Here is a 16,138-nt window from a genome sequence, read left to right on the forward strand (position 1 = left end):
GGCGGAGGCGCGGCTTACTGAGTACTTACTAGGTACAAGGTAGTCGTATGATCTTCGAAAGGAAAGAGGGAGACATGAGTCAGCCTTTTCGGCGCGACCGGGCGCGCCTGCCCGCCGCCGAGCGCCGCAAGCAGATCGTCGAGGTCACCAGCCGGCTGATCGCCGAGTACGGCTTCTGGGGCCTGTCGATGCAGGACGTGGCCGACGGCTGCGGCCTGACCGTCCCGGGCCTGCTGCATCACGTCGGCTCGAAGGAGGGGCTGCTGATAGCCGTCCTCGAGGAGCGCGACCGATCCGACATGACGGAGATGACGGGCCAGGATCTCAAGACCCTGTGTGCTTCCCTCGTGCGCCGTAACGCCCGCCAGCCTGAGATCGTCCGGCTCTTCGCCGTGCTCGACGCCGAATCGCTCGCGCCCGACCATCCGGCGCACGACTATTTCCGTACGAGGGAAAGAAGGGCGATCGCGTCGTTCACCGAGCTGGCCGGCGGCGACGAGGCGCTCGCGCGGCAGGTGGTCGCGATGATGGACGGCCTGCAGATCCAATGGCTGCGCGACCCGGCGGAAGCCGATCTCGTCAAGGCCTGGGACGACGCCGCCGAACGGCTGTTCAGCGAATAGGGCTCTTGACATCACGTCGTGAATAACGGCATCTAGGCGTAAGCCCCAGCGACATCGACGACGTGATCAAGGGGAGACGACCATGCGTATCAGCGACATTCTCCGAGTCAAAGGCGACCGTGTGGTGACGGTCGCTCCCGAGGCCGACGTGACCGAGCTGCTCACCGTCCTGGCCGAACACAAGATCGGCGCCGCGATCGTGTCGCCCGACGGGCGGGCCGTCCAGGGCATCGTCAGCGAGCGCGACGTGGTCCGGGCGCTCGCCGCGCGCGGCGCCGCGGTGCTCAGCGAGCCGGTGGCGGCGATCGCCACCACACAGGTACGCTCGGTCACCCGAACGGCCCTGCTGGAGGACGTCGAGCGGTTGATGACCGAGCGGCGGTTCCGGCACGTGCCGGTGATCGAGGACGGCGCGCTGCACGGCGTCGTCAGCATCGGCGACGTCGTGAAGCACCGGATCGACGAGCTCGAGACGGAGCGCAGCAGCCTCGCCGAGTACATCACCGGTGAACGCACCTGATCAGATTCGAAGAAGCGCGGAGCCCCCGGCCGCCACTACCGTGACGCCCATGGAGACGGAGATCCGATGAGCCCCGCGCGGCACGAAGCCGACAGCCACGACCTGATCCGGGTGACCGGAGCCCGCGTCAACAACCTCAAGGACGTCAGCACCGAGCTGCCCAAACGGCGGCTCACGGTGTTCACCGGCGTCTCCGGCTCCGGCAAGAGCTCGCTGGTGTTCGGCACGATCGCCGCCGAGTCCCGGCGGCTGATCAACGAGACGTACAGCTCCTTCATCCAGGGGTTCATGCCGTCGCAGGCGCGTCCCGACGTCGACGTGCTCGACGGCCTGACCACCGCGATCATCGTCGACCAGGAGCGGCTGGGCGCCGACCCCCGCTCCACGGTCGGCACGGCCACCGACGCCAACGCCATGCTGCGCATCCTGTTCAGCCGGCTCGGGAAACCGTACGTCGGCTCGCCTCAAGCCTTTTCCTTCAATGTCGCCTCGATCTCCGGCGGGGGCGCGGTCACCTTCGAAAAGGGTGGCCAGACGGTCAAGGAACGGCGCACGTTCAGCGTCACCGGCGGCATGTGCCCGCGCTGCGAAGGCCGCGGCGCGGTCAACGACATCGATCTCACCGCGCTGTACGACGAGGACAAGTCGATCAACGAGGGCGCCATCACGATCCCCGGCTACAGCTTGGAGGGCTGGTACGGCCGTATCTTCCGCGGCGTCGGCTATTTCGACCCCGACAAGCCGATCAAGAAATACACCAAGAAGGAACTGGCCGACCTCCTCCACAAAGAGCCGACAAAGGTCAAGATCGAGGGCATCAATCTGACGTACGCCGGTCTGATCCCCTCGATTCAGAAATCGTTCCTGTCCAAGGATGTCGACGCCCTCCAGCCGCACATCCGCGCCTTCGTCGAGCGGGCGGTCACATTCACCACCTGTCCCGAGTGCGGCGGCACGCGGCTCAGCGAGGCGGCCCGTTCCTCGAAAATCAAGGGGGTGAGCATCGCCGACGCCTGCGCCATGCAGATCAGCGACCTCGCCGAGTGGGTGCGCGGCCTCGACGAGCCGTCGGTCGCCCCGCTGCTCGACAAGCTCGGCCACACGCTCGACTCGTTCGTCGGCATCGGCCTGGGCTACCTGTCGCTCGAGCGCCCCTCGGGCACGCTGTCCGGCGGCGAGGCCCAGCGGACGAAGATGATCCGCCACCTCGGTTCGAGCCTCACCGACGTCACGTACGTCTTCGACGAGCCCACGATCGGCCTGCATCCGCACGACATCCAGCGCATGAACGAGCTGCTGATCCAGCTGCGCGACAAGGGCAACACCGTGCTGGTGGTCGAGCACAAACCCGAGACGATCGCCATCGCCGACCACGTCGTCGACCTCGGGCCCGGCGCCGGCTCGGCCGGTGGCGAGATCGTTTTCGAGGGTACGGTGGCCGGGCTGCGCAAGTCGGGCACGCTGACCGGCCGCCACCTGGACGACCGCTCGTCGCTCAAGGAAACGGTGCGCGTCTCCGAGGAATCCCTGCCGGTGCGCGGCGCTCGTCTGCACAACCTTCAGGACGTGGACGTCGACATCCCGCTCGGGGTGCTGGTCGTCGTGACCGGGGTGGCCGGCTCGGGCAAGAGCTCACTCATCCACGGCTCGGTGTCGCCGCGGGAGGGTGTCGTCTCGATCGACCAGGGCGCGATCCGCGGCTCCCGGCGGAGCAACCCGGCCACGTACACCGGTCTGCTGGAACCGATCCGCAAGGCCTTCGCCAAAGCCAACGGCGTCAAGCCGGCCCTGTTCAGCGCCAACTCCGAGGGTGCCTGCCCGAACTGCAAGGGCAACGGCGTCATCTACACCGATCTCGGCGTGATGGACACCGTGGCCACCCCGTGCGAGGTGTGCGAGGGCAAGCGGTTCGAGGCGTCGGTGCTCGACTACAAGCTCGGCGGCCGCGACATCAGCGAGGTGCTGACCATGTCGGTCGGCGAGGCCGAGCGGTTCTTCGCCGAGGGCGAGGCGCGGATCCCGGCCGCCCACAAGATCCTGGAACGGCTCGTGGACGTCGGCCTCGGCTATCTCAGCGTCGGCCAGCCGCTCACGACCCTGTCGGGCGGCGAGCGGCAGCGGCTGAAACTCGCCACCCACATGGGGGAGAAGGGCGACGTCTACATCCTCGACGAGCCGACCACGGGCCTGCACCTGGCCGACGTCGAACAGCTGCTGGGCCTGCTCGACCGCCTGGTCGACAGCGGCAAGTCGGTGATCGTGGTCGAGCACCACCAGGCCGTCATGGCCCACGCCGACTGGATCATCGACCTGGGTCCCGGCGCCGGTCACGACGGCGGCCGGATCGTCTTCGAGGGCACCCCCGCCGAGCTGGTGAAGGCGCGCTCGACGCTGACCGGCCGGCACCTAGCCGATTACGTGGGCGCCTAGCACGTCGTCGGCCGGGCAGCGGCCGCGCATCACGTAGCGTTCGGTGAACTCCGCGACGGCGTCGCGAAGGTCACGGTCAACACCATGACGGGCCAGGGCGCCGTACGCCTCGACGAAGCACGCCCGAGCGGCGGCGGCCAGAACGGGATCGGTGAGCGCGTCGCGCGCGGCGCGCTCCCACAGCCCCGGCTCGACGGCCAGGGTGGCGGTGGCCATCTCGGCGGCCGCGGCCGCCCGCGGGTCGTCGAGAAGCACACTGGTCACGGCGACGACCACCCGCCAGCCCGCACCGGGCTGCCGGTCGAAGACGTCGATCTCGAGGTGCCCCCGCGCGGCGACGGGCGGCCGCAACGAGTCGACATGCTCGACCAGATCGGCCAGGCGGGGCCGCTCGCCGGACCGCGCCCGCTCCCGGAACGTCCGGCCGTCCCGCCCCGGCGCGTCCAGAACAAAGCCGGCCCACCCCCGCCGGGCGTCGGCCTCGGTCGGCAGGACGGGAAGATCCCGGTTCCGGGCCTGCCGAACGCTGCGCCACCCGCTGGGCTCCCCGCCGAGCAGAGGAGAGTTGGCGAAGGCGGCGGCCAACACGGGAGCCAGCGTGTGGGCAAGCGCCCAGCGCCGCTCCAGCCCGAGCGGCCCACCCGCGTCCAGCCCGGCCTCCAGCGCGACCCGCACCCCACCGGCCCCGGCCGGCGCCTCGTCCGGCCGCAACCGGCTCTTGCCGGGCGGCCGCGGCTCGCCGCTGTAGGCGGGGTGCTCGCTGATCCGCCGGTCAGGCTGGACGGGGTCTCCGGCGCGTGGTGGCGTCTGAGCCGGGCCGGCGTGCGCTCGGGTTTTCTCAGCGCGTTCGCCGGACCCATCCGCGTAGCCCCGGGATTCGCCGGCGCGCGCTCGGGCGGCCCGGTGCGGCCGGAATTGGCCGTCGGCGTGGTGGGATTCGTCGGTGCGCGTTCGGGCGGGCGGGTGCGGCCGGGATTGGCCGTCGGGGTGGTGGGATTCGTCGGCGTGCCCTCGGTGCGGCCGGGATCGGTCGTCGAGGGGGCGCAGGTCGTCGGCACGCGGCCGGGTGGATCCGCCGGGGGTCTGACGTGCGATCGGGGTTGCGGGGGTGGGCCGGGCGAAGCCGGCGGCGGAGGCCGCGGCCAGGTCGTCGGACATCCGCGCCAGGCAGGCGGCCAGGCCCGGCGACGGTGGTCCGCTGACCACGGCGACCCGCGCCGAGCGGGCGTCGAGGAAGCCGTGCCGTAGCGGCACCCGGTGAGACGGCGCCGCCGCGACGGGCAACTCGAGTGACGCGCCCACGAACCCGGGCGTCGCCGGGTCGAAAGCGTGGGAGGCGAGGAGCAGCTCGGCCGCCCGCTCGGTCAGGGTCGTCACGTGGCCTCACTCCGTCGGGGACCGAGCGAGCATAGCATTCCTATCTGCGCGATAGGTATTGGGAGATGGGACACATTCGGGGGTCGAGGCGCGCCTGGGCATAAGCGAAGCGCGGTCGCAAAAGGACGTGCAGCGCGCGGATCGGGGAAGGGCTGAAAAGAAAGAGGAGGGTCGGGAGCGGCGGGAAGCGGCGGGCTGCGCGAAGCGCGGGAAGTCGGGAAGGTTCGGGAGCAGCCGGAATGGGCCGGACAGGGTCGGGCTGGGAAGGCCGGGCGGCGTGGGCCACGGGAAGGCCGCGCCGGAGGGCCACGGGAGGGCCGCAGGAAGGTCGGGCGGGAGGGCCACGGGAAGGTCGCGCGGGAGGGCCACGGGAAGGTCAAGGGGCCACAAGAAGGTCGGGGGGCCAGGAGAAGGTCGGGGCGGGAGGGGCCACAGGAGGGTCCGGAGGGTCCGGGAACGGCCGGAAGGAACGGGTGCGGCGGGCGGCAGAAGGGCAGGGTGGGCCGCGGAAAGGCCGGGTGACGTGTGCCGTCAAAGGGGCCAGGGCGTCGAAGCCGAGGCATGAAAAAGGGAGAGGCGAACCCCGCCCACTTCTAAGCTATAGCGGATGTGGGGGCTTGCCGCAAGGCCCGGTGGAACGCGCAGAATGCGTGCCGTGCCGGTGAAAGGGCGGGTTGCGGTGGGTGGCTTTGTGGTGGATCTGGCGGACGTCGACCGGGGGCGGGTCGGCGACGTAGGCGGCAAGGGGGCGCATCTCGGGGAGCTGCTGCGCGTCGACGGCGTACGGGTTCCCGAGGGTTTCTGTGTGACCACAGCGGCCTTCGAGTCCGTCGTCCGGGAGCGGCTGGACGCGGGGGACGAACTGAGGCGGGCGGTGCAGACGGCGGCGATGCCGGACGAGCTGGTCGCGGCGATCGCCGGGCGGGTCGAGGCCGGGCGGGCGTACGCGGTGCGGTCCAGTGCCACCTCCGAGGACTCGGCCGCTGCTTCCTTCGCGGGGCAGCACGACACGTACCTCAATGTTGTGGGTCTGGACGGGATTCTGGATCGGGTGAGGCGATGCTGGGGGTCGCTGTTCACCGAGCGGGCCGTCGCCTATCGGCTTCGGGCGGGGGCCGATCGTGACGTGCGGATGGCCGTCGTGGTGCAGCGGATGGTCGTTCCCCGGGCGGCGGGGATCATGTTCACCGCCGATCCGGTCAACGGGAACCGGCGGGTCGTGTCCATCGACGCCGGGTTCGGGCTGGGGGAGGCGCTTGTCTCGGGACTCGTGCACGCGGACGTCTACAAGGTGCGTGACGGGGTCGTCCTCAGCAAGACCATCGGGGCCAAGCGGCTCGCGATCCGGCCGCGGACCGGGGGCGGGACCGTCGAGGAGGAGATCTCGCCGGAACGGCGGAAGCTGCCTGCTCTGAGTGACGCCGAGATCGTGCGGCTGGCCGAGCTGGGGCGGCGGATCGAGGCGCACTTCGGGCGGCCGCAGGACATCGAGTGGTGCCTCGACGACGACGGGTTCGCGATCGTGCAGAGCCGGCCGATCACCACGCTCTTCCCGGTTCCGGTCGCTCCCGACGACGAGAACCGGGTGTACGTCTCGGTGGGGCACCAGCAGATGATGACCGAGGCGATGCGGCCGCTCGGGCTCTCGGTGTGGAAGCTGACCTCGCCGGGGAACATGGTCGACGCCGGCGGCCGGCTGTTCGTCGACGCCACCGCGCGGCTGGGCCCCGCTTTCGTCGCCGCCTTCGAGCGCTCCGACCCGTTGACGGGCGGGGCGCTGCGGGCCGTCGCCGAGCGGGACTTCGTCACCGTGGCGCCGGACGACAGCCCGCACGTCATCACCACCGCGCCGGAGCCGATCGACGCCGACCCGGCCATCGTGGCCGAGCTGATCGCGCAGCGGGAGGCGTCGCTGGCCACCTTGAAGGACGCCATCCGGGGCCGGACCGGGGCGGAGCTTCTCGATTTCGTCATCGCCGACGTGAAGGGGATCCGGCAGATCCTGTTCGACCCGCGGAACATGCCAGCGATCATGGCGGGCATGCGGGCCACCTGGTGGCTCGACGAGCGTTTCGAGAAGGGTGTGGCCGACACGCTGACGCTGGCCGCGCCGAACAACGTCACCTCGGAGATGGGCTTGGCGCTGCTGGACGTGGCCGACGTCGTCCGCGCCGACCCGCGGGCGGTGGCGTTGCTGGAGGAATCGCCGGACGACCTCGACCGGCTGCCCGAGGCGGCCCGCGAGGCGATCCGGGGCTATCTCGACGCGTACGGCATGCGGTGTGTGGGGGAGATCGACATCACCCGGCCGCGCTGGAGTGAGGACCCGGGCGCGATCGTGCCGATGATCCTGAGCAACGTCCGCAACGCCGCGCCCGGCGAGCACGCACGGCGCGTCGAGGAGGGCCGGCGCAAGGCTCGTGAGAAGGAGCGGGAGGTGCTGAGCGGCCTGCCCGAGGCCGAGGCCGCGGAGACCAAGCGGATGATCGACCAGCTCCGCACCTTCGCCGGCTATCGCGAATACCCGAAATATCACCTGGTCAGCCGCTACTTCGTCTACAAGAAGGCGCTGCTCGCCGAGGCCGCGCGCCTGGTCGCGGCCGGTGTGATCACGCGCTCGGACGACATCTACTACCTGAGTCTCGAGGAGCTTTCCGAGGTCGTACGGACGCAGCGGGCCGATCACGACCTCATCGGGCAGCGCCGGGCGGCGTTCGCCTCCTACCGGTCGCTCGTGGCGCCGCGCGTGCTCACCTCGGAGGGCGAGGCCGTCACCGGCTCCTACCGGACGGAGGGCCTGCCGCCGGGTGCGCTGGCCGGGCTACCGGTCTCGGCCGGCACGGTCGAGGGCCGGGCCCGGGTGGTGGCCGACATGGCCGGCGCCGACTTCGAGCCGGGCGACATCCTGGTCACCGCGTACACCGATCCCAGCTGGACGCCCGCCTTCGTGCAGATCGCCGGGCTGGTGACCGAGGTCGGCGGGCAGATGACACACGGCGCGGTGATCGCCCGGGAGTACGGCCTGCCCGCCGTGGTCGGCGTCGAGAACGCTACCCGGCTGATCGAAGACGGTCAGCGAATCCGGGTGCACGGCACCGACGGCTACGTCGAGATCGTCACACCGTGAAGCGGTCGACCGCCGACCGGAGCCGCTCGGCCAGGGTGTTCACCGCGCCGGCGGCCGAGGTCGCCTCGGCCACCGCGTCGCGGGAGGTGGCCGTGCTCTGGGCGACGCCGGAGATGCCGCGGGCGATGTCGTTGGCCCCGTCGGCGGCCTCGCTGACCCCGCGGTTCATCTCGGCCGTGGTGGCGCTCTGCTCCTCCACCGCCGAGGCGATCGTGGTCTGGTAGTCGCTGATCTGCTGGATGATCTGGCTGATGCCGTCGATGGCGGCCACCGCCTCGCCGGTGTCGGCCTGGATCGCGGTGATCCGCTGGGAGATCTCCTCGGTGGCCCGGGCGGTCTCCTGGGCCAGGTCCTTGACCTCCGAGGCGACCACGGCGAAGCCCTTGCCGAGCTCGCCGGCCCGGGCCGCCTCGATGGTCGCGTTCAGGGCGAGCAGGTTGGTCTGGGCGGCGATGGCCTGGATGGTGCCGATGACGCTGCCGATCTCGGCCGACGAGTCGCCCAGGCGGTTGATGGTGGCGCTGGTGTCGCGGGCCGCGCTCACCGCCGAGGAGGCCACCCCGGCCGCGTCGGCCGCGTTGCGGGAGATCTCCGAGATGGAGGCGCCCATCTGCTCGGCGCCCGCGGCCACCGTCTGCACGTTGCCGCTGACCCCGCCGGCCGTGCCGGCGACCACGTCGGCCTGCTCGTAGGCGGTGCGTACCGAGCTGTCGATCTGGTTGCTGACCCGGTACAGGGTGTCGGCCGCGGCCGCCAGTTCCCGGGCGTCGCCGCTGATGCTGGTGACGGTGTCGCGCAGCCCCTCGGCGGCGGCGTCGGCCGCGCGGGCCATGTCGCCCGCCTCGTCGCCGGCCGGGTCGGCCACCCGTACCGAGAGATCGCCCTTGGCCAGCGCGTGCAGCGCCTCCACGACGCGGCCCAGCGGGCCGGTCACGCTGCGGGTGACCATCAGGACCAGCAGCACCGCGGCGATCGCGGCCAGGACAAAGCCGATGATCATCACGGTACGGGCGTCGGCCGCCGAGTTCTGCGCGTCGGTGGCCGTCGTCTCGGCCCGCGCGGTCACCGCCGCGACCAGGCTGTCGGTGAGCTGGACGATCTTGAAGTAGATGTCGTAGCCGGCGCCCAGGATGATGGCGTTGCCGCCGGCCACGTCGTTCTTGGCGAACGCGGCCACGATCTTGTCGTCGGCCGCCCAGTAGGCGGTCCACTGGTCGGTGATCTGGTCGTAGATCGCCTTCTCGCCGCTGGACATCAGGCCGGTCGGCATCTGGTCCAGCGCCGTCTCGATCTTCTCCTTGTCGGCCAGGAAGCCCGCCCGGTTGTCGGACGTCGGCTTGACCGCCGTGGCGTAGCCGAGCCGGTAGACGTCCCACGCGTACGCGATCTGCCACCCGGAGATGTCGCCGTTGTAGAACTTCTGCTCGTCGACCTTGTGCACGAGGCCCTGCAGCTCACGCATCTTGTCGGCCGATTCGGACTGGCGGTGCAGCGCGACCACACCGATACCGACGACCACCCCGAGCAGCAGCAGCACCACGGTGAAACCCGCGGCGAGCCTGCTGCGCAACCGCAACCGGCGAACGAATGTCACGATCGTCCCTTCGGCAGGAAACGCAATCGCCTGAGCGCGCCGTTTTCGTCAAGTCGCGCCGAGTAGGGCCGATGGGTACTTGGTGATGACCAGCGCCGTCGAGCTCACCGGCCTCGAGGTCCGCGACGAGCTCGGCCGGGGCGCTTTCACCACGGTCCACCGGGCGGTGCGCGACGGCCGGGAGTACGCCGTGAAACGCCCGGCCCGGACGGCGCCCGACATGCTCGCCGGCTTCCGGCGCGAGGCGGCGCTGCTGGGCTGCGTCGACGACCCCTCGGTGACCCGGGTGCACGCCGTCGGACTGCTCGACGGCGACCCGGCCCTGGTGCTCGAGTACCTCCCGGGCCGTCCGCTGGCCGACGTGATCGCCACCGGGGCGCTGCCGGCCGCCCGCGCGGTCGGCATCGCGGCCGAGCTCGCCCGCGGCCTGGCCGCCGCCCACCGGGTCGGACTGGTGCACCGCGACGTCAAACCCGGCAACATCATCATGGCCCCCGGCCGCCCGGCCCGTCTGATCGATTTCGGCCTGGCCCAGCTCGGCCCGGAGGACGACCCGGGCGACCGCGCGGTCGGCACCTTCCTCTACGCCGCGCCGGAGCAGTCCGGGATGCTCAAGCGCCCGGTGGACGGCCGCTCCGACCTCTACTCGCTCGGCGTCGTGCTCTTCGAGTGCCTCACCGGCCGCCTGCCGTTCGAGGCGGCCGACGTCGGTGACCTGCTGCGCCTGCACCTGGTCGCCCCGGTACCCGACCTGGCCGCCACCGACGGCGTCCCCGCCGTGCTCGCGGCCGTGGTGTCCCGGCTGCTGGCCAAGGACCCCGACGACCGTTACCCGGACGCGGCGGCGCTCCTGGCCGACCTGCGGGCCTGCCCCGGCGGGGAGGCGGCCGGCAAACCCGCGGCCGGCCGCTGGCCGCTCTGCGGCCGCGAGGCCGAGCGGCAGGCCCTGGTCACCCGCTGGCAGCGGGCGCGGGACGGGCGCGGCGGCGTGGCGCTGATCCGCGGCGCCGCCGGCTCGGGCCGAAGCCGCCTGGCCGACGAGGCGGCCGTCGCCGCGGCCGGCTTCCCGGTGCTGCGGGCGGCCGGGCAGCGGGACGCGGCGACGCCGCTGTCCGCCCTGCGCGCGGCCGTCGACGGCTATCTCCAGGCGCTTCGGCGGCTGCCCGCGCCGGACCGGGCCACGGCCGAGGAGCACGTCCGGGCGGCCGCGGCCGCTTCCGGGGCGGCCCTGCTGTCCCGGCTCTCGCCGCGCCTGGCCGAGCTGATCGGCGGCGGCGCCGGCGGCGAGGAGGCCGGCATCGCGGCCGTGGTCGCGTTCCTGGCCGACCTGTCGCGCCGCTGCGGCGGGCTGATGGTCGTGCTCGACGACGCCCAGTGGCTCGACCCGGGCTCCCGTGAGGTGCTGGCCCGGCTCACCCCCGAACTGGCGGCGCTGCCGCTGCTGGTCGTGCTCACCGAGGTCGACCGCCGGTTCACCGAGGCCGATCTGGTGCTGACCTGCTCGCCGCTGGGGCCGGCGGCGGTTGACGAGCTGGTCGCGTCCCGCCTGCCCGGCGCGGCGGTCACGGCCGAACTGACCCGGCACGTGGCCGACCGGACGGGCGGCTCGCCGATGGCCGTCGTCGCGTACCTCTGGCAATTGATCGACGCCGGCCTGCTCAGCCCGCTGTGGGGCGCCTGGCGCCTGGACGAGGCCGGCGCGGCGGCGCTGCCGGCCGCCGACGACGTGCGCGCGCTGCTCGCGGCCCGGCTCGACGGCCTGCCCGAACCGGACCGCGAGGTACTGGTGGCGGCGGCGCTGGCCGGGCCCCGCTTCCGCACCGAGGCGATGCCGGGCGACGCCGACCGGGTGGTGGCGGCGGTCGCGGGCGCGGTCGAACGGCGCATCCTGCAGGTGGAGACCGGCGGCTGGTACAGCTTCATGCATCCGCTGCTGCGTGACGAGCTGCTGGGCGACGATGTGCTGGGCGACCGGCCCCGGGAAGAGCTGCACGCGGCCCTGGCCGAGAAGCTGGAGGAGCTGCCGGAGTCCCTGCGGGACAGCGATTACGTGTACGCGCTGGCGCGGCACCGCCGGGGCGCCGGCGACCTGGTGCCGGTCGAGAAGCGCCGGGCCTGCGCGCTGGCCGCCGGGCTGCGCGCGCTCGACGACCACGCGGCGGGCGACGCGATCGGCTATCTGGAGTACGCGGCCGACGGCACCCCGGCGGTGCTGCACCCCCTGGCCGTGGCCTATCTGCGGGCGGGCCGGTTCGCCGACGCGGGCGCCACCATCGACCGCGCCCTCGCGGTGGAGAAGGACCGGAACGCCCGGGTCCGGCTGCTCATCACCGAGGTCGAGCTGCACCACACGGTCTGGAACGACGACAAGGCCCTCGACGCCGCCGGGCGGGCCCTGGCCGAACTGGGCCGGCCGATGCCGCGCGTGGCGCGGGCGCTCGGCGTCGCGTTCGCGGGCGGGCTCGTCCGCCGTACCCGATGGGGATTCGGCACCGCCGAAGGACGACGGCGGGACGAACTCGCCCTGCTGGCCGCCACCCTCGACGCGGGCGGCTTCGCGGCGGCGGTCGGACTCCGGCTGCGCGAGGCCGGAATGCTGGGGATGCGGGCCCTGTACGCGGTCAACCGGCTCGGCGTCGGCGCGGAATACGTCCGTGTCTACGCGCTGCTGGGCTACGTCGCGTACGTGCTGCGGCTGTCCGGCCCGGCCGCGCGCTGCCTGGAGCGGGCGGCCCGGATGGCGGCCTCGCTCAACGACCCGGCGCTGATGGCCTACGTGGAATGGCTGCGCGGATGCGGGCTGCTCTTCGGCGCCCGCGACGACGGCAGCGCGTGGATGGCGACGATCGCGGCCAACCGGCGGTGGTACGGCCCGGCCCAGCTGCTGCCCGGGCACGCCACGCTCGGGCTGCGGCTGCTGCTGCGCGGGTACGTGCGGGAGGCGCGCGCCGAGTACGAGCGCGGGCTGGCGGTGCTGGCCGACCCGGCGACCGCCCGCGGCACGTCGTTCAGCATGCTCGGCGTGATGGTCCCGGCGATGGAGGGAAGGCCCGGAGAGGCGGCGACGGCGTTGGCGGATCTGCGGTCGGTTTCGGAGTACGCGCCGGTACAGCGGGCCAACATCCTGGTCGCGGCCGCCTGCGCGGCGGTCGAGGAGGGCGAGTTCGGCCCCGGCTTCGACGCCGTCATCGACGAGTTCAAGTCGCTCGGCCTGCGCGACCGCGACCTGATGACCCAGCACAAACTGATCTACGCCTTCCAGTCGCACGGCCGGATGGCCCAGCTGCGCCTCGACCCCGGGCCGGCGCGCCTCGAGGCGGCCCGGGCCGCGGTCGCCGACCTGCGCCGGGTCCGCAAGTTCTCGCCCATCCTCGAGTCCGGCTACCTGATCGGCGAGTCGGCCCTCGCGTTCTTCCAGGGCGAGCACACCCGGTCCATCGAGTGGAGCGACAAAGCGGAGAGAGTCGCCCGTACGGCCGACGCCCCGCTCGTGCACTTCGAGGTCGCCCGCTTCCGGGCGCGCGCCCTCCGCGCCCTGGGCCAGGCGAACGAGGCCGAACGGCAGGCGCGGCTCGCGCTCAGCCTGGCCACCCAGTACGGCTGGGAGCAGCGCCGCCGCCAGGCCCGCGCCGAGTTCGGCGTGGAGCGGGGAGGAACGGCCCGGGTGACGGTGGTCGACCATCGCGCCGGCGGCCGCCGCCTCGAGGTGCTCCAGCAGGTCGCGGCGGCCGCGGCGAACATCCTCGACCCGGTCCAACTGGCCCGCGTCACCCTCGACGAGCTGCTGCGCATCCTCGGCGCCGAACGGGCGCTGTTCTTCCTGCTCGACGAGCGGGGGGAACCGGTGCCGTACGCCGGGGAGGTCTCCTCGCCGTACGCCCGTTCGCTGGTCCACCGGGTCGCGGCCGACGGCGAGGCGATCGTGCTGACCGGCACCGAGGAGGGCGCGGCGCTGGGCTCACGCAGCGCGGTCCAGCATGGACTGCGCAGCGTGCTGGTGGTGCCGGTCCGCTTCAAGGGAACAACGCTCGGCGTGATCTACATGGACAGCCGGATGGCCCGCGGAGTGTTCACCGCCGACGACATCGAGGTGCTGACCGCGGTGAGCAGCCACCTGGCGGTGTCGCTGGAGACGGCCCGCTCGGCCCAACTGCACCTGGCCGTCCAGACGGCCCGCCGCCAGCAGGCGTTCGCCGAGACGTTGCGGGCGTCCCTGGCCGAACTGAGCGGCCTGCACGACCCGTCCCAGCTGCTCCGCCGCCTGTTCACCACCTTGCACACCCAGACCGGCGCCACGTCTTCCCGCCTGTACGTAGCCGGCGAGCTCATCGACATAGCCGGTACCGCCGACTGGCCCCCGCCCAGCGCCGCCCCGCCCACCGCGGCCTCGCCCTCTTCGGACATTTCCGGAATTTCGGTTCTGGCCAGCGGGGAGCTGGCGGTGCCGCTCGAATGCCGTACGGGGCGGGCCGCCGTGGTTCTGCTTGGTGGGGCCTCGTTCGACGAGTCGGCGGTTCAGCTGGTGTCGGCGCTGGCGACGCAGGGGATGACCGCGTACGACAATGCCTGGCTCTTCAGCCGCGTGCAGGAGCTGGCCACCACCGATGAGCTGACCGGGCAGCACAACCGGCGGCACTTCTACGCGCTGGCCGGCGCCCTCGTCGATGTCGCCTCTCGCGGGGATCGTCCGCTGGCCGCCGCGATGATTGACATCGACAAGTTCAAGAACGTCAACGACACGTACGGGCATGGGGTCGGCGACGAGGTGATCCGTACCGTGGCGGCGCGGGTCCGCGAGAGCATCCGTGTCTCCGATGTCCTCGGCCGGTACGGCGGTGAGGAGTTCGCCGTCGTGCTGCCCGACCACGCCGACGCGCCCGGGCTGGCCGAGCGCATGCGCCGCGCCGTGGCCGACACACCGGTGCCGACCTCCGCCGGTGCGCTGCCCGTCACCATCAGCGTCGGACTCACCCAGCTCGCCGCCGGTGAATCGCTCGACCAGCTTCTGGCCCGGGCCGACCATGCCCTCTACCGGGCCAAGGACACCGGCCGCAACCGGGTCGTGGTTTCCTGAACGAGTGACGCCGCCCAACGAGCGACGGAACGGCGACTCCGCGCGGCGACGGCGGGCCTCGCGGGAGCGGCCCGCCGCCGTACGGGAAAGCTCTCGCCGGGCGGCAGCCGCCGGTGATGTTCTCCGCCGATCCGGCGGCGGCTCAACGAGGTCTTCGCGCTTCCGCTGCGCGTCCTGGGTGTGCCGGCGGATGCGTGCGAACGCCCCGACGGCGTCTGGATGTCGGCGGCCTACCTGGTGACGGCCTCCTGATCGTGAGCGCGGGTGGGGCGCCAAGGGGCCAGGCACTGCTCGATCAGGGCGAGCTGCCGGGCCGGGTCCATCAACGGGGTGGCCATGACGGCGTGCACCTGCTGGCCGACGGCGATCGACAGCAGAAGGTCGACGATGCCGTCCACCGGCGTGCCGGCGGTCAGCTCGCCGTCGTCGACGGCCTCGCGCAGGTGGTGGCCGAGGCGGCCGCCCCAGTGGTCGCTCACGTCGGCCTCGGCCGCGGACAGCGTCTCGTTGGCGGCCAGGCGGCCCCAGAAACCGACGACCACCTGGGCCTCGTCCAGCGTCTCCTTCGCCAGCGGCAGTATCTCGCGCATCATCGCGTCCACCGCGGCCAGGCCCCGCAGTCCGGTGGAGGCGCCGGCTATCCGCTCGTTCGTGCGCTCGAAGACCCGCTGGTACGCCGCGGCGGTGACGGCGTCGAAGCCGTCGAAGTAGTGCCAGAGCGCGCCGGTGCCCACGCCGAGCTCGGTGGCGATGGCGCGGCTGGTCGCGGCGGGCAGGCCTTTGCGGGCGACCACGGACAGGAACGCCTCGACGATCTCGCTGCGGCGCTGGTCGTGGTCGACGATCTTGGGCAACGAACTTTCTCCTCATGTAGCGGCCGTTCGGGCCCGCATTCCCGAATCGGGTCAGGTTACACAGACGGCGTCGTGGTCGAGCGGGCGCTCAAAATAGCGCTCGCGTGTGGCACACTCAGCGCTCGACCCCTTCCCGCCCGGAGGACAGCCCGTGACGCGAGGCGCCGTGTGCACCGCCGGCCGGCTGGCGGCGGCGATCGGAGTGCTGGGCGCCGGGTGGCATGTCGCGCTGGCGGGGGAGCACGCCCGTCACGGGCTGGTCCTCACGGCCGGGCTGCTGTTGCTGTCGCTGGTTTGCGTACGGTGCGGCGTCCACTTGTGGCGGCGACCGGACGACGGGGCGGCGTGGCGCGATCTGATCGTGCTGGCCGCGGTGATGACGGCGATGCACGCGGCGGCGGGCGGCCTGACGACGGCGGCGCTGGTCGTACCGGCGGCGCAGGCCGGGCTCGCGGTGGCCGTGCTGGCCGGGCGCCGCCGCTCACCGGCCGACGGCTGAGGCCCCGCCCGGGAACAGGCGGTGCCGAATGACCAGCGGG

9 protein-coding genes are annotated in these 16,138 nt (G+C 72.4%); 6 read left to right on the top strand and 3 right to left on the bottom strand.

What is annotated here, in order from left to right; all coding sequences use genetic code 11:
- The first annotated feature begins 74 nt into the window (after nucleotides 1–74).
- The 3 genes from ACGFJ7_RS23185 to ACGFJ7_RS23195 all read left to right on the top strand — a co-directional run bounded on the left by ACGFJ7_RS23185 (nucleotide 75) and on the right by ACGFJ7_RS23195 (nucleotide 3,573).
- Nucleotides 75–623: a TetR/AcrR family transcriptional regulator gene (locus ACGFJ7_RS23185; RefSeq protein WP_360255950.1), complete on the top strand. Its 549-nt coding sequence runs from the start codon at nucleotides 75–77 to the stop codon at nucleotides 621–623.
- 82 nt (nucleotides 624–705) lie between these two features.
- Nucleotides 706–1,143: a CBS domain-containing protein gene (locus ACGFJ7_RS23190; RefSeq protein WP_360255948.1), complete on the top strand. Its 438-nt coding sequence runs from the start codon at nucleotides 706–708 to the stop codon at nucleotides 1,141–1,143.
- Between the two features lie 66 nt (nucleotides 1,144–1,209).
- Nucleotides 1,210–3,573, top strand: a complete 2,364-nt coding sequence (locus ACGFJ7_RS23195) for an excinuclease ABC subunit UvrA (RefSeq protein ID WP_360255946.1) — start codon at nucleotides 1,210–1,212, stop codon at nucleotides 3,571–3,573.
- Here ACGFJ7_RS23195 and ACGFJ7_RS23200 read toward each other — a convergent pair.
- Complete coding sequence (locus ACGFJ7_RS23200) at nucleotides 3,550–4,950, bottom strand: glutamate-cysteine ligase family protein (protein WP_392643710.1); 1,401 nt, start codon at nucleotides 4,948–4,950, stop codon at nucleotides 3,550–3,552. The two genes, ACGFJ7_RS23195 and ACGFJ7_RS23200, sit on opposite strands and share 24 nt — an antisense overlap.
- A gap of 691 nt (nucleotides 4,951–5,641) precedes the next feature.
- On the opposite strand from ACGFJ7_RS23200, the gene rph reads away from it, so the two are divergent.
- Nucleotides 5,642–8,077, top strand: coding sequence for a rifamycin-inactivating phosphotransferase (gene rph / locus ACGFJ7_RS23205; protein ID WP_392643712.1), 2,436 nt, complete (start codon nucleotides 5,642–5,644; stop codon nucleotides 8,075–8,077).
- On the opposite strand, the gene ACGFJ7_RS23210 is transcribed toward rph, so the two are convergent.
- A complete protein-coding gene (locus ACGFJ7_RS23210; protein ID WP_360255938.1) occupies nucleotides 8,067–9,671 on the bottom strand; it encodes a methyl-accepting chemotaxis protein in 1,605 nt (534 codons plus the stop codon). The genes rph and ACGFJ7_RS23210 overlap by 11 nt on opposite strands.
- Before the next feature lie 85 nt (nucleotides 9,672–9,756).
- Here ACGFJ7_RS23210 and ACGFJ7_RS23215 point away from each other — a divergent pair, with 85 nt between their 5' ends.
- On the top strand, nucleotides 9,757–14,745 hold the full coding sequence (locus ACGFJ7_RS23215; protein ID WP_392643714.1) for a diguanylate cyclase: 4,989 nt from the start codon (nucleotides 9,757–9,759) through the stop codon (nucleotides 14,743–14,745).
- Nucleotides 14,746–14,975: 230 nt separating this feature from the next.
- On the opposite strand, the gene ACGFJ7_RS23220 is transcribed toward ACGFJ7_RS23215, so the two are convergent.
- Entirely contained in the window at nucleotides 14,976–15,599 is a 624-nt protein-coding gene (locus ACGFJ7_RS23220) for a TetR family transcriptional regulator C-terminal domain-containing protein (protein ID WP_360255934.1), read from the bottom strand.
- A gap of 151 nt (nucleotides 15,600–15,750) precedes the next feature.
- On the opposite strand from ACGFJ7_RS23220, the gene ACGFJ7_RS23225 reads away from it, so the two are divergent.
- Nucleotides 15,751–16,098, top strand: coding sequence for a hypothetical protein (locus ACGFJ7_RS23225; protein WP_360255931.1), 348 nt, complete (start codon nucleotides 15,751–15,753; stop codon nucleotides 16,096–16,098).
- The last annotated feature ends 40 nt before the right edge of the window (nucleotides 16,099–16,138 follow it).

It is taken from the genome of Actinoplanes sp. NPDC048988 (assembly GCF_043197815.1).
Lineage (GTDB): Bacteria > Actinomycetota > Actinomycetes > Mycobacteriales > Micromonosporaceae > Actinoplanes.

What these genes read in the sequence shown, in the direction of transcription:
- ACGFJ7_RS23185 (WP_360255950.1), top strand. Translation starts at nt 75, where the DNA reads ATGAGTCAGCCTTTTCGGCGCGACCGGGCGCGCCTGCCCGCCGCCGAG.
- ACGFJ7_RS23190 (WP_360255948.1), top strand. Translation starts at nt 706, where the DNA reads ATGCGTATCAGCGACATTCTCCGAGTCAAAGGCGACCGTGTGGTGACG.
- ACGFJ7_RS23195 (WP_360255946.1), top strand. Translation starts at nt 1,210, where the DNA reads ATGAGCCCCGCGCGGCACGAAGCCGACAGCCACGACCTGATCCGGGTG.
- ACGFJ7_RS23215 (WP_392643714.1), top strand. Translation starts at nt 9,757, where the DNA reads ATGACCAGCGCCGTCGAGCTCACCGGCCTCGAGGTCCGCGACGAGCTC.